Here is a 22,958-nt window from a genome sequence, read left to right on the forward strand (position 1 = left end):
GTGGGATGTTTATGAATCATGGAATGACTGCATCTGTCGAGACGACGATTTCTGCTCGTGTCGGCCGTTCGATTCAAAATGCCAATTGTGTGGTGATGGTGCCGCCAAAAGAGTTCGGTTTTAATGCAGAGACAGCGGCCGATAATGAATTTCAGCACCAAGTTGCTCTTGACGCCAGTGCAGTGAAAACCAAAGCGATGGCGGAATTTAAGGCCATGGTTGCTGGCTTGCGTAAGTCAGGTGTGCAGGTTATCGAATTTGACTACCCCCTTGATGGAGAAGAAACGCCAGACGCCGTATTCCCCAATAACTGGTTTAGTACCACCCATGATGGAGCGTTTTACACCTTTCCGATGGCATGTAAAAACCGCCAGCGCGAAGTGCGCCCACACGCTTTGATTAATAGCCTGAATGCTGCAGGGCGACACGTGGTTGCTACCGATAATCTTCTGAGCTACGTAGAGCAAGGGGCATTTTTAGAAAGTACCGGTGTGATGGTAAAAGATCACGTCAATAAAACCATCTATGCGGCGCTGTCGCAGCGGTGTGAACGCGAAGCGTTGGAAGACTATGCCAAGCGTATTGGTTACCACCGCGTGGTCTCATTTCAGACAGCTTTGCCATCGGGTCACCCTATCTACCATACCAACGTCATGATGGCGATTGGGGAACACTTTGCGGTTATTTGCTCGGAAGTGATCCCTGAGTATGAACGTCGCTTCGTGATTAAATCGCTAGCGAACAGCAAGCAAGTGATTGATATCAGCTTGGAGCAGGTGAATCATTTTTGTGGCAACATTTTACAGCTGGAGACGGTGAATGGCGATAAAGTCATTGCGATGTCGAAGTCGGCATTTGATGCCTTTACACCCGCACAAAAGCAACAACTTGCAACCCATGGGAAATTACTGCCGTTTGATGTTTCTACCATAGAAAACATTGGCGGTGGCAGCGTGAGATGTATGCTGGGAGAAGTCTTTTTACCAGCACGAACGACTGAGCTTTAATCAAAAGCAAGCAGCCCGTCCAATTGGGTTGCTTGCTACCTAATCCTTCCAATGTTCTGGCCAGATAACCAAAGCGATACGAGTCGAGTGTTTTTCTTTCTTATTGAGTTGTAACTCAGAAAAATTGGACTTTTTCTCCTTAGCTTTTAGACTGCTATTTATGTTAGCGAAAGGGCACGATGCCCATATAAAACTTAAGGATATCAATTGAGTAAGCTACTTTCCTACTTATCAATCGTGCTTATTATTTTAGTCGCAACTTTTCACCCTAAAGTGCTTGAAGACATTATCGGCTTTGATATGTTCGAAAATATTCGCATCATGATACGAGAAATGGAAGCGGGGTTTGATAAGTTAACCAGAGCGTTACGGTCAGCGACAGAGTGACTGAGGGGCTGCTCTGGCTTTGCCGATTATGGTAGGTCAAACACTAATGCGATAACGTTTTGCTCGCCATGGTTTTCAAATCTTAGTTCGGATTGCGAGTCGATACTGGCACCATCTCCAGGAGTGAGTTTAGTGGTGTTGATGTTCAACTCTCCCGCTACCTGATGAACGTAGATGTTTCTATTTGGTTCGATGGCGTACACTAAGTCTGTATTGGGCTTTAAGATGAGTTGGCTCAGTGTCATGTCTTGTTTTATCTGCAACGTGCCATCACGGCCATCTGGAGTAGCAATAGTAGTTAATCCACTGCCTTGTCCGAAATCTTTCTGCTGATAACCCGGCTTTGTACCAAACTCATTCGGCTGTATCCATATTTGCAAAAAGCGTAATGGCTCGGAGTTTGGGCCGTTGTATTCACTATGATAGATACCGCTTCCTGCTGACATCAACTGGAACTCTCCTGCCGGTAGAGTTTGCACGTTTCCTTCACTGTCTTTGTGTTCAATCGTTCCCTCAAGGACATAACTGATGATTTCCATATCACGATGGCCATGGGTGTCGAAACCTGCGCCAGGCTGCACAATATCATCGTTAATCACACGCAGAGCAGAGAAACCCATATACTCAGGGTCATAGTAGCTCCCAAATGAAAAGCTGTGCTTGCTATCTAACCAGCCAAAATTCGCTTGGCCTCGGTGTTGTGAATGTCTGACAGTGATCATTTTGAATCTCCTTGTTCCTGACTTTTTGCGTTTTAATCTATGAATTGCTGAGATTCAGTTTAGGCCCTGAAGGATGAACAATGAACGGGAGTCATTTGAATAGGTCGGTCAACAATTTTGAAGAACGGCATTGTGAAATATATTTTTGAGTAGGATAGTCAGTCATGATCAAACCCCGTCAGATAGGTCAAGCTTACGATACGATCACCCATATGTGGCAAAGCGACGACTTTAATCGAGAGAATGGTATCGCGGCTCATAAGCGAGCGCTTGAGTTTGCAAATGGCAAAGGCCGTGCGCTAGATATTGGCTGCGGCTGTACCGGAAGATTTATCGAACTACTTAAAAGTAATGGCTTCGAACTAGAAGGTCTAGATATCTCGACCAAGATGATAGCGCTTGCCAAAGAGCGACACCCGGATGTGACTTTTTATCATCAAGACGTTTGTGAAGGTAAGCTGCCGACCACGTACGATTTTATTACCGCTTGGGATAGCATCTGGCATATCCCTTTAGAGCAACAAGTGCCAGTGTTGACCAAAATCGTCGAAAGCCTCAATGCTGGTGGCGTGTTTATTTTTTCATTCGGTGGTACTAACGAGCCTGGGGAGCATACCGACGATTTTATGGGACCTGAGGTTTACTACTCTTCTTTGGGGACAAATGAGTTCTTAAAATTGTTTATGGAGCTTGGCTGTATCATTCGTCATTTAGAGTTTGATCAGCATCCAGAGTTACATACGTATTTGATTGTGGAGAAAGGTCTCTAATATTCTTGAAAGCTATAAAATGCAAAAAGGTATCAAGTTAGGTGCTTTTTAATCGCAAGAATTTGGTTTCAACCATCAATCTCACTTAACTCGAGCATTAAAAGCGAACTTTGGCGTGACACAGAAACGGTAGGCGCGTTGATTAAGCCAAGCTTATATGCACCGCGACCCATTGCGTGAGAGCGTTTTTTCGACCAGTTCTTTAAACGCTCGCACCTTTGCTGATATGTACTTTCGACTTGGGTAACCATATAAGCACCCAGTTGGTGTTTTGGGTAATCAACGAAAAGCTCGATGAGTTCGCCTGTTTCTAGTTCGTTGCCTAGATAAAAACGGGGTAGGCGAGTGATCCCAAGCCCGGCTTTACACATTTCCAGTTCCATTGGCACTTATTGGGGCACTCTGGTCGCTAGAGTCTATTTGGATAGCGTTGGCTGTGGTTCTCAGTTGCCAATCGGGAGTGTTTGGTCCGACTATCGTTCTGACTTTAAATGGTAGAGGTAGGTGGGTGTTAGTAGACAGCTCTTTGGTGAGGTTAGATACTAATTTTCACGTAGCCAGTGATTCATTCTGGGGTAACCGCTCGGGCAGCCTTGAGGCTCGCACATCAACCAATAACAAAGCAGCGGGTGACCAAATCCCCCTTGGTTCTCAAAGGCATCAATGAGTGATTCTGAAGCTCCTTTATAGCCTTGCTGATGGAATACAACTTCGGGCGATAAGCCAATGTAGTTTAATGCTGCCCAAGACCACGCAATCGCGGCCATTTCTTCTCCACCTTGGTGCCCAATAGATTTTGCATCTCCACAGAATTTTAAACGTTTTGAGCGAGCTGTCACGGCGATGTGGCCTGCTTCATGGAGTAAATCCCCTGGTTGCTTAAGTTTCTGTCTATCGATAATAAGTGTGCCGTGTTTGACTTCGATACCTGGAAGGAACGTGTTTGAGTTGATATTACCGAATGACCAAGAAATCCCTATCTCATTGAAGAAATCAACTATTTTATCTAGTGAATCATTAATGTTCTGAGATTGAGTCATGTGGTTGTGATGCCTCATATATGGTTGCTTGGAAAAACGTAGATAACTCGTTGATTGTATGACCTCTACCGAGAATTGTTAGTTTTGGAGTTGTGAACAAAGGAAAATCGAGAACAGGTTCACAGGGTCGGCGCATTATCTGGCAAAATCCCCATGTGCAACTATATGTACTCAATTCAATCTAGTATGGATGGGACAGTGCGTGACAACACCACAATCGATAGGCCAATTAACACCTAAGGCAGGCATCATTGCCAACACCAAGTTGCTACTTAATAGAGATTGCAATATTGGACGCGACTATGCGGTTACACGTGAACTCTCCCATTTATATGCCAAGGTGGGGGGGATTTCAACAGATGAAAACATCAATGACTGGGATAATGTTGAGCTAGATAGTGGCATCGCAATTAATCCAATACAAGCGGCAAAATGTTTAGAAGAAACTCTGCGCACACAAATGTTTATCAAAGGTATTTACCAATGCTTGCTTGATAAATTGTCTCAGAAACACACTGTGAATGTTGTCTACGCGGGCACGGGTCCATATGGCTGTTTGCTGTTGCCACTACTGGCATTGATGCCAACTGCACCTATTCGAGTAAGCTTGATTGATATTCACAAAGACAACACGGAGTCGATTCAACGTATTGTTGAACACCTTGGAATTGGTCATCAGATAACCTCAATTGAGTGTGCAGATGCGACAACGTGGTCACCAAAGAGTCCATTACAGTTTGATATTGTAATATCAGAAACCATGACGGCATTACTTGGACGGGAGCCGCAGGTGGCGATTTTTGCCCATTTACAACAGTTTTTAGCGGATGATGGAGTATTGATACCCGAAAAAGTGCCCCTTTCTGCTGTCTTAGTACCATTTGAAAGCGCCAATTTGCCTGATATCCCGTTAGGCCAGTTTTTCGAGTTGAATAGAGAGCTGGTGAGGAGTCTGGCCAATGGGCATCAGGATGGTTTCACTGGCGAGATTGTCTTGCCGCGCTCATTCTCAACTATTGACTACCAACATCTCTCTTTTCGCACCGACATACAGATTTACCGAGCACACTGGTTAACGTTCGGTCAGTGCAGTCTGAATTTATCGATCGACTACGCGGGCTTAAAACTTGAACCTGGGGAGAGTATAAAATTTTGTTACAGAATGACGGCATTGCCAAAATTTGAGTTTACGTTTCCAGTTGAGTCTATGTCGTCTGTTTTACCAGAAAAAACAGAACTCGGGGTGATAGCTGTACCGGGTATTAAGCGCTTTTGGCATAGAGCGAGATTGATACGTGACCGCCGTCATGGAGAAGCGTTTGTTGAGCGCGAGATACTGTCGGATATCGCGCTACTAGAGAATTTTGATGTTAGTTATCACCAAGCGCTGAGCTATGTTTGTGACTATCAGCCGTCTTTTTATGAGTTTGAGACGTGGCTCCTGTATGCCAAAGAGTCAAATGACATTTATGGGTGATAAACCGTACCTCTCCCTAAGCAATACTCTTTTTAACGAACAAGTAAGCGTTTAACCAATGCGGAACAATAACAGTAGCACAATAGACAAAATAGAAATGACGACCTTTCGCTATCCTGGTTTAGAACGTCAGCCTTTGGTTATGATTAATAATTTACTAACGGGTTCGCAAAAAACGCTCTTATTCGAGTCCATCTTGCATCTGGAACGCGCATTTTCATCCCCTGGCGAACAAAATCTTCAACAGCAGAGTTGTGTATATTTAGAGTTAGATTCACCGTTGTCTGAAGTGCCGAGTGACTCGGCTCTTATCAAAGCACTCAACGAGCTCAAGCAGACAATAACAAGACTGTTACCAGCTCTATTTTCGGAACTGGAACTGATCCCTTTTACGGTACCTAACATTAAGTTTTCGATCGCGAATGGTAGAAATGGGCATTATGGACTGCCTCATAATGATACGTGTGAAGGGCGATACCAACTTTCACTACTCTATTATCTTCACAAACATCCAAAACCGTTCGAAGGCGGGCAGTTACAGTTGTTTTCGGATGATGAGAGCTCTCATATGCTAGACGACACCTTCGCTAAAGCTACGATCTCACCGTGTGATAATACACTGCTTGCATTTCGTTCGGAGACGTTTCATGGGGTGACTGAAGTCGTTAGTGAAAGCGACGAGTTTAGTGATGGTCGTTTTGTCATTATCGCTTTTATAGGGCGGTAGGATGTATATTTTCACGCTACATTTCAGCCCGGTGACGCTGGGCACTTGGAGACAACCAGATATCAACCTTCAATGTGATATTGTTCGCAAAATTTGCCATTTTACAGCCTGCTATTCTGATTGCTATTTTTCCTTCTCTTGATTGCTAAGCGAACAGACGCTCCTTCCCCTCACTTAAGGCTACTCATGCTTTGACGTCTATAACCTCACAATAGTTATGGAATGTTAATCGCCGATTTTGCTCACTTTTTAGCTCTTAATACCTAGCCAAAAAACCTACGAGTTGTTTGCAACTTTTTTAATAACGCCTATAAAAATAATACATAAGGTTTAATAGCAAATAGTTGCATTTGCCAATGGTTTAGTCAGTTTGGTGCAATGTTATGCGTTTGGTTTAGGAATGGTTTCTCAGATGGAACTGTGTGCGAAATTTTCGGTGCCACTTGATACTCAAGCTTTGATTGTGGAATGTCGAGATTTGTTTGAGGACATGTGGTGTGAACACGTGAATCGTCACGCATACAAGGGGCAGTGGGATGTGATTCCTCTTCGAGTTCCTATTCAACATGTCGATTCCCATCCTATCCTTCAGTGCTTTGCCATAGAGGATGAAGAGGAGTGGTGCAACTTAGATGTGGTCGAGAAAATGCCAAGATTACGCGATTTGCTGAATTGGTTGAACACATCAATTCAATCAGTGCGGTTGATGCGTTTACACCCTAAATCAATGATTTCTCCACATCGTGATATTGGGCTCTGTCATGAGATGGGGCTGGCTAGATTGCATCTGCCAGTTAGTGGATCCGACAGCGTCGCTTTTTGGGTTGCTGGGTACCAAGTGCCGATGGAAGTGGGGCAGCTTTGGTACATCAATGCCGACATGACCCACAGTGTAGAGAACCAAGGTTCTCTCGCAAGAGTTAACTTAGTGATCGATTGTAAAGCGAATAAATGGCTAAAACGCCAAATTGAATTATCGGAAGTCGTCAAATGGAAAGAAGAGGTTGCACGTTAGGATATGGAAACGGTAAGCAGGGATATGCCATTGCAACAAGATAAACGCAAACGTTCATATAACACGCTGAACGCATCAGAGTCTAAATTGGTTTTAGACTCAACCGCACAAGCCTTGTTGCAACATTCGATTCGAGAACAGCTTAAGACACTTACCGCGAAAACATTGACGGACAGTGAGCGCACGATTGCTCTTCGTGAAGCTTTTTCAGAGGCTGTTGCAATGGTGCTATCGACTGAGCAGCTGGTACATGAAACAGTGACACAACTTTTTGAGAGCATGTATCAGCATGCCATAGCGTCTATGAATCACGCCAAGATCAACGAGCAGATGATGACACAGGAGTTCTTAAGTCCTACGGGTTTTGTTATGTCTCCGCTTAATTGCTCGACGACCATTAAAGACGTTTACAGAATTGCTCGTTTTGTGCGCGGCATTGATAGTGCCATTACTCGCTTGTTAGAGAAAGATGAACACATCCGTATCTTATACCCTGCTTGTGGTCCCTTTGCACCGCTTCTGTTGCCGCTTATCTCTCACTACAAAAGCGGCAATCAGTTTTCGGACAAATCAATAAAAATAACGTTAGTCGACGTTCAACCAGGGGCAATTCTTTCGCTGCAGCAGTTAGTCATGGATCTTCAAATCACCGAGTATATTGAAGATATCGTTGAGGAGGATGCGACTAAATATCAACCGAATGGTGAATTTGACCTGTTGATTATTGAAGCGATGCAACATGGATTTACCAAGGAGGGACATTGGAGTATTGCAAGGCATCTGGTTCAGTTTCTCAACCTTGGTGGAACTCTTATCCCGAATCAGGTCTCTGTCAGTGCGATGATGGTGAATCCAGAAACGGAGTTTAACCAACAATGGAAACGCGCTGATTTTACACACTCATCCAACCGAAGCGATGAAGCGCTTGACGATCGAATAGATCTTGGTGTCGTCCTGACTATCAATCAGTCGACCCTTTTGGCGGCAGAAACTATTACATTGCCCTCTGGTATTGAAGTTGTTCCGGGCAGTGAAGTATTGATGCCGAAAGGAATCGCTGACATGAGTGAACGATTACTCACCCTATATACCAGTGTGCATGTTCATGCCTGCGAAACTCTATCCGATTATGATTCTGGAATTACCCATCCTAAGCCAGATATGAACTTCTATCTAGATGCACAGCCTAGTGCGGCAATGCCGGAACATTTTGTTGTTTCTGGTGGTGATTGCGTGCAGTTCTTCTATCAGCTCTCAGGCTTGCCTGGGTTCACTATGGTTAAACAAGAGTCTATCCAATGACGGCAAGATTTGCGGTGTTTACAGAAAGTTTGTTGGCTCTGCCACTTATTAATCATTTGCACCAACGCAACATGCTCGCATGTGTGGTGCTAAATGAAAAATTGCCTTCGGATGTTCAGCAGCTTGCTTCGTTCCTAAACCAATTGGGAATCGCTTATTTTGTGTATTCACCTAGCCAAAAGGATCGGCTACTCGTTGAACTCGATAGCGCAGAGGCAAATGCGGGCGTTGTTTTCTTTTGGGCACCTAAAATCCCAACGAACACCATTCGCTATTTTGCAAATGACATCGTTAATCTTCATCCCGGTGCCCTGCCTGATTATCGTGGCGCCAATCCAATTTTTTGGCACCTGCGTAATGGACAATCCGATCTAACGTTTAGCTTGCATAAGCTCACCTCGAAAATTGATAGAGGTGATGTGGCAGCTGAGCACCCGATACCAATACATCCTTTTGATACCTTGCAAACACTGAGTAGCAAAGTTTCACAAGCTGCTCCTATTTTGCTGGATCAATTTTGTCTAGCTAAGCAGCAAGACACTCTTATCTGGCAGCAGCAACATGGTGAAGTGCTCGTGCCAACACGGCAAATCAGTATAGAGGACAGGGTCATCGACTGGCGCACATTTAGTGCGACTGATATTGCCAACTTGGCTCGTGCTGGTGGTGCGCTAACTTGGCTAGATAAGAATGAGCTGCATATATATGAGGCCACTATTGAAGGTGAGGGAGTGCTGGGGGTTAATCCAGGAACCATCATTTCCATAAGTGCCGATAGAGGACTTTTGGTGCAAACCATAAAGGGAGTGGCTCGATTGTCTGTTGTATACAGTGAGCATGGCGTGACCAGTGGTTATCGCTATGCCCTAATAAGTAGATTGGGCGCAGGTGCGCGTCTGACAAATCGAAACAATTGATTAAGGAGTAAGTCATGGCGACAGAACCATATTTAGGGGCAATGATGCCTTTTGGAGGTAACTTTGCTATGAAAGATTGGGCGCAGTGTCGGGGGCAAATTATGCCAATTAGTCAGAATCAAGCTCTGTTCGCTATTATGGGCACTATATACGACGGCGATGGACGAGTCACATTTGGACTGCCCGACTTACGTGGACGCAGCCCGGTTGGATATGGTGATGGCCGAGGCCTACATAGCAGAGCGCTTGGTCAAAAAGAAGGTTTTGAATATACCCGCCTAGCTCTAGCAAATTTACCTACCCATGATCACACCATTAACGGGTCAAAGCTGGCTGGTAGCGCTGCTGTGGGAATAGATTTCAGTAATCAGCCAGTAGGCGTGAATGTTGGTGTTGATGTAAGTGGCACCCTACAAGTTTCTTCCTCGCTTGGTAATCTCCAAACTCCTACTACGACAAGCTACATTTCAGCAACAACGGATAAAAGCTTTCAAGAACCATCAAAAGGCACATCATATACGGATATAGAAGGCTTATCAGTATCTGCCACCGCTTCAGGGAGTTTGTCAGGGACGGCACAGGTCAATGCTCCTGTCACTTTCAGTAGTAGCGCTTCGACTGAACTTACTGGTGCATCACAAGAATTCTCGATTCTCAACCCGAGCTTAAGCGTGAACTGGTTAATAGCCATAGACGGGATTTTCCCATCCCGAAACTAATAGATTTATTGGCGCATTAATAGTTAAAACAAGGAAGTGACGACATGGCACGTTTGCAAACCGCGTTAATATTGGCCTTTATGTTGGTTATGCAAGTAGCATGGTCGGCGCCCGCTGATATTGATTTTACTGATCAAGGAGACATCGGAAGGCTACCTGCGTTTTCGTTCAATGCGGGCGGAGTTGATTACACTATCGATTATGGGTGGGCATCGGAGGGGATGCCATATGCTGGAGCTGATGTATATGTGGATTCAGATGGCCTAGCGCCAATTGATCCCAACACTACTGGCCTTGGTAATTGGGGCTGGGTCAAAACACAGGGATTTAAAGTAAGCGGAAGTACTTTTTTTCAACTTGATGAATTAGTTTTAAGCAGAGTGATGCGTGACGAAGAAGGTGTTACGCCTGACAACAGTTTTATCGTAACTGGATATGAGAATGGTGTTGCAACAGCACTCACTAATTTAAGCTTTAGTATAAGTGAGGATTATAGTAGTCAGAACGAATCTTTTTCTATAAATGTCAATGATTTGGGAGACTCGTCAGCTTGGAGTAGCATAGACTCGTTTATCGTAAGTTGGAATGTTGAATCAGATGGCGAGGGAGGGGTTTTTAGTCAAGCTCAGTATAGAGCGGCTATTATCGAAAGGTTGGTCACTTCCCCTGCGGCAGTTGAGCTCGACCAAACCCCGCCTGTTTTCCAAAATAGTTCTCCAACTCTTAACACAGTGACCACGACGGGTGCAACGCTATCGGTTTCGCTTGATGAAAAAGGTACAGCCTATTTTGTCGTGGTGGCTAATTCTTCCTCTGCCCCGAGTGCAGGTCAAGTTAAAACCGGAAAAGATGCCAGTGGCGCAGATGCCATAGCATCTGGTAGCTTTGCCATTGGAGATAGCCTATCAAATAGTTCGGTTATTTCTGTGTTAAGTGATGGTACGGACTATGATGTGTACGTGGTTGCTGAAGACGATGAGTCTACCCCTAATGTTCAGGTGTCGGCCTCTAAACTCGATCTTACCACCACAGATTCCTCTCCCAATGTCAGTGAAATTACTGTATCGGGCTCACCTGCAGCCAACGCCACTTCCATCGACTATTTGGTCACGTTTGGTGATGAGGTCAGCAATATTGCGACGACAGACTTCACTGCCAAACTCGATGGAGCGGCCAACGCTGGTGTTAGTGTTGCGTCTGTGTCTGCTTCCTCAGGAACTTCAGTAACGGTGACGGTTAGTGTTTCTGGTGTCTCGGGTGCGGTGAGATTGGATCTCGATGCCGACAATACTATTGTTGATGAGAGCAATACCAATCCGGCCGCCTTTACTAGCGGTGCTACACATACAACAGATACCATCGTACCCACGGTAACATCGATAGTACGTAAGTCACCCATCGCGGAATATACCAATTCTGACTCTCTAGTTTGGACAGTCACCTTTTCAGAAAGCCTATCCAGTATTGATGGAAGCGACTTTGCAGTTACGGGCGCTACGGGAGTCACTATTTCACCATCGGCAAGCTCTGGTTCCAGCGTGGATGTGACGGTCTCTGGAGGAGGTTTGGCTTCGGCGAACAGTGTGGTTTCCCTTGCTATTTCCTCTTCCAACAATAATTTGACCGATGCTGGTGGCAATGGTCTCTCAAGCGTGACGCCAACAGGCAGTGTCGAAACCTATACGGTTGATAACACCGCACCAACCTTTTCATCGGTAGACGATAATAGTGGCGACAACTCCTACAAAGCGGGGGAGACTATTACGATAACGGCGGGATTAGGAGAGTCAGGACTCACGGTTAATGCCAATATCTCAGTATTAGACAGTGACTTTGGCTCATCGGTGGCAATGAGCAATATCGGCAGTAATACCTATAGCGTCACCACGTCGGCGCTGGATCTTAATGGTAATATGCTAGAGGGTACATCAATAGCGGTGACCATAACGGCAACCGATGCTGCTGGAAACCAAGCAACGGATAGCTCACTGACGTTGCTCCTTGATAAAACCGCGCCAACTTTTAGTGGCTCGAGTTCCGCCCCTGCTGATAATAGTGCCGGTGTTACTGCTAGTGATGATTTCGTTTTAGAATTTAGCGAAGCGGTGCGTCTTAAAGATGGCGGAACCTTGTCGCTAATGGACGTCACCAACTCGGCTACCTACGAAACCTACTCGGAGGACAATGCAACTTCGGGTTCCGGAAACCTTGGCGGTGAACTCACCCTATCGAGTGCGCAAGCAACGCTTAATCCAGCAAGTAGTTTACTTGCGGGTACTCAGTATGCGATTCAAATCGGATCTTCTACTCTGGAAGATCTGGCAGGCAACTCCTTTGCCGGTATCAGTGATAACACCACGTACAACTTCACGACTCGCCCTGAGTTAACATTGACCGTTGGAGAATCCAGTGTAAAAGAGAATGGCGGTCAAGTTACGTTCACGCTATCCCTTGTTGATGGCAAGGGAAACCCATTTGTTGCAACAGAAGCCATCACGGTCGCATTAGGCAAAGCCGGCACTGGTATTGAAACGGATGACTATTTATTGAATGGGCTTTCTGGAAGCAATTTAACCATTGGTGGTGGGGCATCTTCGGCTTCCTTTACGCTAACCGCTCAGCCTGATGCCATCGACGATAATAACGAAAGTGTTGAACTCACTATTAGCTCTGTTTCATCTGGCTCAGCGGTTATTGGCTCGTCAAAAACCGCAAGTGTGGTCATTTCCCAAAACTCACCCGCAGTCGTTAATGGGCTGGACTCATCGCCAGTCTTTTCTGAGGGTGGGAGTGCTGTTGTTATCGATAGCAATGTCACGGTTTCTGATGTGGAGTTAGATGCGCTTAATAGCGGTCAAGGTAATTACAGTGGCGCGAGCCTGACGATTTCCCGCTCAGGCGGTGCAGATAATAACGATGTGTTTGGTAACAGTGGATTATTAAGTAATTTGATTGAATCTGGCGATCTTACTTATAACAACGTTGTTGTCGGTACCGTAACCACAAATAGTGCGGGAACTTTGACACTGACATTCAACAGCAATGCGACTACGGCTGTGGTCAACTCGGTTTTGCAGGCCATTACTTATCAAAACTCTAGTGATGACCCAAGTGGCTCGGTCGAGCTTAGCTTTGTGTTCAATGATGGCGTTGAAAATAGCAGCAGCATTCAAGTTACTGCTTCAATCACGGGTGTTAACGATATACCGACATTAGCCGCTACGGGCAGCTCACCAACCTTCGTTGAGGGAAGTTCGGCAGTCACACTTTTCTCTAGTGCTGCAGTCAGCACTGTCGAGGCGAGCCAAACGTTAGCGGGTTTAGTGATTACCGTCACCAATGTGGCGGATGCGGCCAATGAAACGCTCAATATCGATGGATCATCCATCATTTTGACGACTGGGCAGTCCGGCAGTACATCAAGCTTTAACTATTCAGTGTCTGTTGCGAGCACAACTGCGACGATTACACTCACTGGCGGTACATTAACCGAAACTCAGATGCAGTCAGTTATCGATGCGATAAGCTATAGCAATGGCAGTGATGACCCAACAACGGCAAGCAACCGTGTTGTCACCATAACGAGCATTAGTGAAACTGGTTCGGTCAATACGGTTGCTAATACCACTATATCTTCCACGATCTCGGTTACTGGAGTGGATGATGAGCCGATCGTTAGCGCAAATGGGTTGAGCCCAACCTATACCGAGGGAGCTGCCACGAGCTATGTGTATTCTTCTGCTTCGGTTAACACCGTGGAGAGTTCGCAGACTATTACCGGTGCGACTTTCACAATCAGTGGCGTACAAGATGGCAGCGAAGAGGCTTTGGTCGTCGATGCAACAGAAATTACGTTAGTTCAAGGTACATCCGGGACGACTCCCACAAACCTTATTGATTATTCGGTATCGGTGTCAGGCAATGTGGCAACGGTGGTGTTATCTAACGTCACCGGAACTGCTCAGTTAGCGCAGCAATTACTCAATTACATTGGCTACATTCACAAAGGCCAAGATCCTACTGAGGGCAATCGGGTTGTGACCTTAACTGAAGTGACAGATAGTGGCTCAAATAGTGGAGACAATGACAACCTCAACGATACCCTCGCTATTGCTTCTACGGTATCGGTGAGCGCTGTCGATGATGCGCCGACGTTAAGCGCTTCTGCTCTTAATCAAACATTTACGGAAAATGGTTCGGCAGTGAGCGTTTTCTCTTCCGCTGCAATCGATACAGTAGAAGCTTCTCAGTTAATAGAATCTATCACTTGGCAGGTCACTGGTGTTGCTAATAGTGGAAGTGAGTATTTGGTCATTGATGGAAGCGAGGTGAGTTTAGCTGATAGAGTAAGTGGCACCACTTCTACAAACAGTTTCGTTTATCAAGTTTCTTTGGTCTCTAGCGGCGTATTTGCTGTAAGTGTGTCCAAGCAAGATACAACGTCCAATTACCAAACCCTTATCGATGGGATCACCTATAGGAATACGGCTGAAAACATCGTCACAGGCACCCGTACCATATCGATCACAGAGCTGGTGGATAGTGGAGGCAGTGATGGAGACAATCTAAATAGCAATTCGTCTTTAAGCCTAACGTCTACGTTGCCAATAGTAGGTGTTAATGATGACCCATCCATTACCATTGGCAATCAGTTGTCGACTGACGAAGACAATAACCAAACATTGAGCTTCAACTTTAGCGATGTGGATGGCGATACGGTCACGGCGACGGAGAAAGCCGCGCCAAGTCATGGTGAGATAGCCATTAGTGGTACTGACATCGTCTACACGCCAACCGCGAACTACAACGGCAGTGACAGCTTCACCATTACTCTGACCGATGGCAACGGCTACACGGTAGACAAAACCATCAATGTCACCGTTTCTAGCGTCAATGATGATCCGAGCATTACGATTGCGTCGACTCTGACCACGGATGAAGACAACAACCAAACGTTGAGTTTCAACTTTAGCGATGTGGATGGCGATACGGTCACGGCAACGGAGAAATCGGCGCCAAGTCATGGTGAAATAGCCATCAGTGGCACGGACATCGTCTATACGCCAACCGCGAACTACAACGGCAGTGACAGCTTCACCATAACTCTGACCGATGGTAACGGCTACACAGTAGACAAAACCATTAACGTCACCGTCTCTAGCGTCAATGATGAGCCGAGCATCACGATAGCCTCGACCTTGACCACAGACGAAGACAACAACCAAACGTTGAGTTTCAACTTTAGCGATGTGGATGGCGATACGGTGACAGCGACGGAGAAATCCGCGCCGAGTCATGGTGAGATAGCCATTAATGGTACTGACATTGTCTACACGCCAACCGCGAACTACAACGGCAGTGACAGCTTCACCATTACTTTGACCGATGGTAACGGCTACACAGTAGACAAAACCATCAACGTCACCGTCTCCAGCGTCAATGATGAGCCGAGCATTACGATTGCCTCGACCTTGACGACGGATGAAGACAACAACCAAACATTGAGCTTCAACTTTAGCGATGTGGATGGCGATACGGTCACGGCAACGGAGAAGTCTGCTCCAAGTCATGGTGAGATAGCCATCAGCGGCACGGACATCGTCTACACGCCAACCGCCAACTACAACGGCAGTGACAGCTTCACCATTACTTTGACCGATGGTAACGGCTACACAGTAGACAAAACCATCAACGTCACCGTCTCTAGCGTCAATGATGAGCCTAGCATTACGATCGCCTCAACCTTAACCACAGACGAAGACAACAACCAAACGTTGAGTTTCAACTTTAGCGATGTGGATGGCGATACGGTCACGGCAACGGAGAAATCTGCGCCGAGTCATGGTGAGATAGCCATTAATGGCACGGACATCGTCTATACGCCAACCGCGAACTACAACGGCAGTGACAGTTTCACCATTACACTGACTGATGGTAACGGCTACACGGTAGACAAAACCATTAACGTCACCGTCTCTAGCGTCAATGATGAGCCGAGCATCACGATAGCGTCGACTCTGACCACGGACGAAGACAACAACCAAACGTTGAGTTTCAACTTTAGCGATGTGGATGGCGATACGGTCACGGCAACGGAGAAATCTGCGCCGAGTCATGGTGAGATAGCCATCAGTGGCACGGACATCGTCTATACGCCAACCGCGAACTACAACGGCAGTGACAGTTTCACCATTACACTGACTGATGGTAACGGCTACACGGTAGACAAAACCATTAACGTCACCGTCTCTAGCGTCAATGATGAGCCTAGCATTACGATCGCCTCAACCTTAACCACAGACGAAGACAACAACCAAACGCTGAGCTTCAACTTTAGCGATGTGGATGGCGATACGGTCACGGCGACGGAGAAATCGGCGCCAAGTCATGGTGAAATAGCCATCAGTGGCACGGACATCGTCTATACGCCAACCGCGAACTACAACGGCAGTGACAGCTTCACCATAACTCTGACCGATGGTAACGGCTACACAGTAGACAAAACCATTAACGTCACCGTCTCTAGCGTCAATGATGAGCCGAGCATCACGATAGCCTCGACCTTGACCACAGACGAAGACAACAACCAAACGTTAAGCTTCAACTTTAGCGATGTGGATGGCGATACGGTGACGGCAACTGAGAAATCTGCCCCGAGTCATGGGGAGATAGCCATTAATGGCACTGACATCGTCTACACACCAACCGCGAACTACAACGGCAGTGACAGTTTCACTATTACTCTGACCGATGGCAGCGGCTACACAGTAGACAAAACCATTAACGTCACCGTCTCTAGTGTCAATGATGAGCCGAGCATCACGATCGCCTCGACCTTGACCACGGATGAAGACAACAACCAAACGTTGAGTTTCAACTTTAGCGATGTGGATGGCGATACGGTCACGGCGACTGAGAAATCGGCGCCGAGTCATGGGGAGATAGCCATCAGTGGCACGGATATCGTCTACACACCAACCGCTAACTACAATGGCAGTGACAGCTTCACCATTACTCTGACCGATGGTAACGGTTATAGCGTCGATAAAACCATCAACGTTACCGTCTCTAGCGTCAATGATGAGCCTAGCATTACGATCGCCTCTACCTTGAACACAGACGAAGACAACAACCAAACGTTGAGTTTCAACTTTAGCGATGTGGATGGCGATACGGTGACGGCGACTGAGAAATCGGCGCCGAGTCATGGGGAGATAGCCATCAGTGGCACGGACATCGTCTACACACCAACCGCGAACTACAACGGCAGTGACAGCTTCACCATTACTCTGACCGATGGCAGCGGCTACACGGTAGACAAAACCATTAACGTCACCGTCTCCAGCGTCAATGATGAGCCGAGCATTACCATTGCCTCGACCTTGACGACGGATGAAGACAACAACCAAACATTGAGCTTCAACTTTAGCGATGTGGATGGCGATACGGTGACAGCGACAGAGAAATCGGCGCCGAGTCATGGGGAGATAGCCGTCAGCGGCACGGACATCGTCTACACACCAACCGCGAACTACAACGGCAGTGACAGTTTCACTATTACTCTGACCGATGGCAGCGGCTACACGGTAGACAAAACCATTAATGTTACCGTCTCTAGCGTCAATGACGAGCCGAGCATTACCATTGCCTCGACCTTGACCACGGACGAAGACAACAACCAAACGTTGAGTTTCAACTTTAGCGATGTGGATGGCGATACGGTGACGGCAACGGAGAAATCGGCGCCGAGTCATGGGGAGATAGCCATCAGTGGCACGGACATCGTCTACACACCAACCGCGAACTACAACGGCAGTGACAGCTTCACCATTACTCTGACCGATGGCAGCGGCTACACGGTAGACAAAACCATTAACGTCACCGTCTCCAGCGTCAATGATGAGCCGAGCATTACCATTGCCTCGACCTTGACGACGGATGAAGACAACAACCAAACATTGAGCTTCAACTTTAGCGATGTGGATGGCGATACGGTGACAGCGACAGAGAAATCGGCGCCGAGTCATGGGGAGATAGCCGTCAGCGGCACGGACATCGTCTACACACCAACCGCGAACTACAACGGCAGTGACAGTTTCACTATTACTCTGACCGATGGCAGCGGCTACACGGTAGACAAAACCATTAATGTTACCGTCTCTAGCGTCAATGACGAGCCGAGCATTACCATTGCCTCGACCTTGACCACGGACGAAGACAACAACCAAACGTTGAGTTTCAACTTTAGCGATGTGGATGGCGATACGGTGACGGCAACGGAGAAATCGGCGCCGAGTCATGGGGAGATAGCCATCAGTGGCACGGACATCGTCTACACACCAACCGCGAACTACAACGGCAGTGACAGCTTCACCATTACTCTGACCGATGGCAGTGGCTATACGGTAGACAAAACCATTAACGTCACCGTCTCTAGCGTCAATGATGAGCCGAGCATCACCATTGCCTCGACCTTGACCACAGACGAAGACAACAACCAAACGTTGAGTTTCAACTTTAGCGATGTGGATGGCGATACGGTGACGGCAACCGAGAAATCGGCGCCGAGTCATGGTGAGATAGCCATCAGTGGCACGGACATCGTCTACACACCAACCGCGAACTACAACGGCAGTGACAGCTTCACCATAACTCTGACCGATGGTAACGGCTACACAGTAGACAAAACCATTAACGTCACCGTCTCTAGCGTCAATGATGAGCCTAGCATTACGATCGCCTCAACCTTAACCACAGACGAAGACAACAACCAAACGTTGAGTTTCAACTTTAGCGATGTGGATGGCGATACGGTCACGGCAACGGAGAAATCTGCGCCGAGTCATGGTGAGATAGCCATTAATGGCACGGACATCGTCTATACGCCAACCGCGAACTACAACGGCAGTGACAGTTTCACCATTACACTGACTGATGGTAACGGCTACACAGTAGACAAAACCATTAACGTCACCGTCTCTAGCGTCAATGATGAGCCGAGCATCACGATAGCGTCGACTCTGACCACGGACGAAGACAACAACCAAACGCTGAGCTTCAACTTTAGCGATGTGGATGGCGATACGGTCACGGCGACGGAGAAATCCGCGCCGAGTCATGGTGAGATAGCCATCAGTGGCACGGACATCGTCTATACGCCAACCGCGAACTACAACGGCAGTGACAGTTTCACCATTACACTGACTGATGGTAACGGCTACACGGTAGACAAAACCATTAACGTCACCGTCTCTAGCGTCAATGATGAGCCGAGCATCACGATAGCGTCGACTCTGACCACGGACGAAGACAACAACCAAACGCTGAGCTTCAACTTTAGCGATGTGGATGGCGATACGGTCACGGCGACGGAGAAATCCGCGCCAAGTCATGGTCAGATAGTCATCAATGGCACTGACATCGTCTACACGCCAACCGGCAACTACAACGGCAGTGACAGCTTTACGATCACTTTGACCGATGACAGCGGTTATACGGTAGATAGAACTATTAACGTCCAGGTTATCAGTGTGAATGATGCCCCTGTTGTTGCTGGTGAGACCCTAACATTCTCAGCGACACCAGAAGGCATTTATAATTTTGCTCCGCTGGCTAATGATGTAGATCCTGATGATGACACATTAACGCTCGCTTGGGCGAATGCAGACACGGGAACCTTAACCGTTAACGGTGACAATATTGAGCTTCAGACTACTGATGTTGGAGTGGTCACCATAAAGTATGGTGTCATAGATGGTAACGGTGCTGAAGTTATTGGTGAGGCTGTGCTAGAAATTGTTGCGAATGAAGGTCCAACCGTCACACCGCCCGATGATGTTGAGATTAATGCAACGGCGCTATTTACTAAAGTCGACCTTGGGGTAGCAACAGCGCTTGATAGTTCAGGACTGCCACTTCCTGTCGTAATAGAAAACAGCGACGGATTCTTCACGCCTGGTGTTCACAAAGTCTCGTGGGCTGCAACGGATCAAAGCGGTAATACAGGTAAATCACTTCAGACTATTACGGTTAACCCATTAATCTCAATAGAGAAGAATGGTAAGACCGTTGAAGGTACTGAACATCAAGTCGCGGTTTATCTCAACGGTGAGCCCAGTGGCTATCCAGTGGTCATCCCATACACGGTGGGTGGCACGATGGATACGCAAGATCACGATCTTGTTTCGGGGGAAGTGGTGATTACTTCCGGGCTTGAAGGTGTGATTGATTTTGAGATCTTCAACGATGATGTTGCTGATAGCGAAGAAACATTGCTCATTACATTGGCTGATTCCGTCAACCTTGGCAGTAAGTATCAATATATTCTGACCGTTTATGAGGTGAATGTTGCACCTGATGTGACGCTACAAGTTATTCAAAATAATGAACCTAGAACGGTTATTTCTCCGCAACAAGGTACGGTGACGATCACTGCCGTAGTTGACGATGTTAATCCGGGCGATAGCCATCAGTATCGTTGGATCAATGATAATTCAGCGCTAGCCAATATTAGCCAGGCAGAGTCAGTATTTGAGTTTGATCCAAGCGCTCTCGTTGATGGCGTGTATGAGCTTGCTATTGAAGTGACGGATTCAGGCAATGAAACGGTGAACACCAGCGTGTTCTTAGAAGTCGTGGCTGAACTTGCCACGCTCGGGGAAGAGGATACCGATGGTGATCTCATTCCAGACAACCAAGAGGGTTATAGTGACAGTGATGGTGACGGTATTCCAGATTTCCAAGATGCGATAACCGAATGTAACGTCATTCAGTCTTATGCGTCGGAGTCGAGCAGCTATCTGGTAGAAGGTGAGCCTGGTGTTTGCTTGCGTAAGGGGGTGACGGTTGCCAATGCAATGACGGGAGGGGCGCTGTTGCTAGAGCAGGAGTTGCCTTTAGATGATGATGCAACAAATGTTGGTGGTCTTTTTGACTATGTTGCGATTGGGCTTCCTATCCCTGGGCAGAGCTATTCTTTAGTGTTACCGCAAAGTAGACCGATTCCTCGTAATGCAGTCTATCGCAAATACAGTGAAACCAGCGGTTGGATAACGTTAACAAACGATGGAACTGACCCAGACAACTACGTCTCATCAGCACCTGGATTTGAAGGTTACTGTCCACCTCCTGGTGACGCGTCATGGCAGCAAGGTCAGTTGATCGAAGGCCACTGGTGTGTGCAATTAACCATTAAAGATGGCGGTGTCTATGATGACGATGGCGAAGCCAATGGCAGAATTGTTGACCCAGGTGGCGTGGCGACGACCTCGTCGAATACACTTCCGCAAGCAGAGTCGGATGAAGTGAACGTGGTTAAAGGCGGCACAGTGACGATCAACGTACTGGCGAACGACAGTGATGGTGATGGTGATGCGTTACAGGTTACGAGCGCCAGCAGTCAACTTGGTACTGTATCGATTGAGAATAACCAACTCGTCTATCAAGCGCCTACAGACTTCTTTGGTGTCGATACGTTAAGCTATGGCATTTCCGACGGCAATGGCGGAACCGCATTCTCAAATGTTTCGGTGAACGTGAATCTGGCTAGTAACGATGTGGTGAGAAACAGCTCGAGTGGTGGCTCTTTGGGAGGATGGCTTGTGATGATATTGGCAGTATTCGGTACAATTCGTGCTGGGCAAGTACGTGCAAGTACCGCCTTGTTAGCCCTGTTAACTGCATTTAACGTCAACGCTGATTGGTTTCTTAAGGCGGACATCGGTCAAGCGAGAGCGGATGATAGAAACTATGACAACAATGCGCAGGTGCTGAGTGTCGAAGATCGTGATACGGCTTGGTTACTTGGGGTGGGATATCGATATAATCAGGATTGGGCGGTGTCAGTTAACTATATCAATCTTGGCAAAGGGAGTGCCGAATTAGCAGCTGACGTGGGTCAGTCTCCAGAGGATTATCACCGCACCGTTGCCAAAGTGACGCCTGCACTTGGGCACGGTATCGGATTGGATGTTGATTACACCTTGTGGGAAAACGATAAGGTGTCGCTCAATGGTATCGCTGGAGCACTGGCTTGGCGAACCGAGTTTGAGAGTCTCTATCAAGGACAGAAAATTGAGTCAACAGAAGATGGGGTTGACCCTTATCTCGCCTTTGCTTTCAAAGGCAAATTGTCGCCATCCGTCATGTTGGGCGCAAAAATATCGCGCTATTTTATCAGGCTCAATGATGTGATGACCTACAGTGCGACATTAGAATATCACTTTGGAGACAACTAGCGAGTCGCTCAAAATAAAGCCGCACCAGATAATGACCTTGGTGCGGCTATCGACTAACCTTCTGAAGGAAATTAGTTCAAATAGGCATTAAGCATCCATAGCAATTTCTCTTGCTCGCGAATGTAATCACCCATTAGTGCCGCTGTACCTTCATCGTTCGTTTGAGCTGCCTGCTCTAGGATTTGACGTTGACGATTGATCAGTACAGAGAAGCCATTTACCAGCCCTGTCACACACTCTTTACCACGATAAGCGTTTTGATGTTCTTCGATCTTGCTTTGTTCGAGGTAGCGGCTGAATGAGTGGTCTGGGGCATGACCGATAGTCAAAATACGCTCTGCTAGCTCGTCGATTTTGGTTTGTAGATCGGTGTAGATTTCTTCAAATTTGACATGAAGCTCGAAAAACTGCTCGCCTTTGATATTCCAATGGTACCCACGCGTGTTCATGTAAAGCACTTGGTAGTTGGCAAGAAGTTGATTAAGTTCAACAGCGATAGCTTGAGAGGCGTCTTTGTCTAGGCCGATAAGATTTGTGGTTGTCATAATACTGTCCTCTGGAAGAGTGGAATCTTGTTTTGTTGAGGTCAGTATATGGCGGCTGGTAATAAAGGAACAATCGATTGTATGGATAGTATTA

At 46.9% G+C, this 22,958-nt stretch carries 14 protein-coding genes; 10 read left to right on the top strand and 4 right to left on the bottom strand.

All coding sequences use genetic code 11. The features are described 5' to 3' along the window. Positions 1-23: 23 nt before the first annotated feature. Both AAA946_RS23470 and AAA946_RS23475 read left to right on the top strand, forming a co-directional pair. Positions 24-1,007: an arginine deiminase-related protein gene (locus AAA946_RS23470; protein WP_338167149.1), complete on the top strand. Its 984-nt coding sequence runs from the start codon at positions 24-26 to the stop codon at positions 1,005-1,007. Between the two features lie 207 nt (positions 1,008-1,214). Beyond that, entirely contained in the window at positions 1,215-1,394 is a 180-nt protein-coding gene (locus AAA946_RS23475; RefSeq protein WP_338167150.1) for a hypothetical protein, read from the top strand. 26 nt (positions 1,395-1,420) lie between these two features. Here the strand turns inward: AAA946_RS23475 and AAA946_RS23480 are convergent, their stop codons facing one another. Further along, the gene (locus AAA946_RS23480) at positions 1,421-2,116 is read right to left on the bottom strand and encodes a pirin family protein (RefSeq protein WP_338167151.1); all 696 of its coding nucleotides are present in this window, start codon (positions 2,114-2,116) and stop codon (positions 1,421-1,423) included. A 167-nt stretch (positions 2,117-2,283) separates the two neighbouring features. Between AAA946_RS23480 and AAA946_RS23485 the strand changes: the two genes are divergently transcribed. After that, entirely contained in the window at positions 2,284-2,886 is a 603-nt protein-coding gene (locus AAA946_RS23485) for a class I SAM-dependent DNA methyltransferase (RefSeq protein ID WP_338167234.1), read from the top strand. 68 nt (positions 2,887-2,954) lie between these two features. On the opposite strand, the gene AAA946_RS23490 is transcribed toward AAA946_RS23485, so the two are convergent. Together AAA946_RS23490 and AAA946_RS23495 are read right to left on the bottom strand one after the other, a co-directional pair. After that, entirely contained in the window at positions 2,955-3,257 is a 303-nt protein-coding gene (locus tag AAA946_RS23490; protein ID WP_338167152.1) for a hypothetical protein, read from the bottom strand. Between the two features lie 171 nt (positions 3,258-3,428). After that, complete coding sequence (locus tag AAA946_RS23495) at positions 3,429-3,926, bottom strand: hypothetical protein (RefSeq protein ID WP_338167153.1); 498 nt, start codon at positions 3,924-3,926, stop codon at positions 3,429-3,431. Between the two features lie 202 nt (positions 3,927-4,128). On the opposite strand from AAA946_RS23495, the gene AAA946_RS23500 reads away from it, so the two are divergent. The 7 genes from AAA946_RS23500 to AAA946_RS23530 all read left to right on the top strand — a co-directional run bounded on the left by AAA946_RS23500 (position 4,129) and on the right by AAA946_RS23530 (position 22,319). Continuing rightward, complete coding sequence (locus AAA946_RS23500) at positions 4,129-5,403, top strand: hypothetical protein (protein ID WP_338167154.1); 1,275 nt, start codon at positions 4,129-4,131, stop codon at positions 5,401-5,403. 97 nt (positions 5,404-5,500) lie between these two features. After that, positions 5,501-6,130 carry a 2OG-Fe(II) oxygenase gene (locus AAA946_RS23505; protein WP_338167155.1) on the top strand — a complete coding sequence of 210 codons (630 nt, stop codon included), beginning with the start codon at positions 5,501-5,503 and terminating at the stop codon, positions 6,128-6,130. Positions 6,131-6,542: 412 nt separating this feature from the next. Further along, a complete protein-coding gene (locus AAA946_RS23510; RefSeq protein ID WP_338167156.1) occupies positions 6,543-7,145 on the top strand; it encodes an aspartyl/asparaginyl beta-hydroxylase domain-containing protein in 603 nt (200 codons plus the stop codon). A gap of 24 nt (positions 7,146-7,169) precedes the next feature. Beyond that, entirely contained in the window at positions 7,170-8,447 is a 1,278-nt protein-coding gene (locus AAA946_RS23515) for a hypothetical protein (protein WP_338167157.1), read from the top strand. Beyond that, on the top strand, positions 8,444-9,364 hold the full coding sequence (locus tag AAA946_RS23520; RefSeq protein WP_338167158.1) for a methionyl-tRNA formyltransferase: 921 nt from the start codon (positions 8,444-8,446) through the stop codon (positions 9,362-9,364). Before AAA946_RS23515 ends, AAA946_RS23520 begins: the two co-directional genes overlap by 4 nt. A 14-nt stretch (positions 9,365-9,378) precedes the next feature. After that, positions 9,379-10,083, top strand: a complete 705-nt coding sequence (locus AAA946_RS23525) for a phage tail protein (RefSeq protein ID WP_338167159.1) — start codon at positions 9,379-9,381, stop codon at positions 10,081-10,083. Between the two features lie 44 nt (positions 10,084-10,127). Next, on the top strand, positions 10,128-22,319 hold the full coding sequence (locus tag AAA946_RS23530) for a tandem-95 repeat protein (protein WP_338167160.1): 12,192 nt from the start codon (positions 10,128-10,130) through the stop codon (positions 22,317-22,319). A 71-nt stretch (positions 22,320-22,390) separates the two neighbouring features. On the opposite strand, the gene AAA946_RS23535 is transcribed toward AAA946_RS23530, so the two are convergent. After that, complete coding sequence (locus AAA946_RS23535; protein WP_338167161.1) at positions 22,391-22,864, bottom strand: Dps family protein; 474 nt, start codon at positions 22,862-22,864, stop codon at positions 22,391-22,393. Between the last annotated feature and the right edge of the window lie 94 nt (positions 22,865-22,958).

Source organism: Vibrio sp. 10N, from assembly GCF_036245475.1.
Taxonomy (GTDB): domain Bacteria; phylum Pseudomonadota; class Gammaproteobacteria; order Enterobacterales; family Vibrionaceae; genus Vibrio.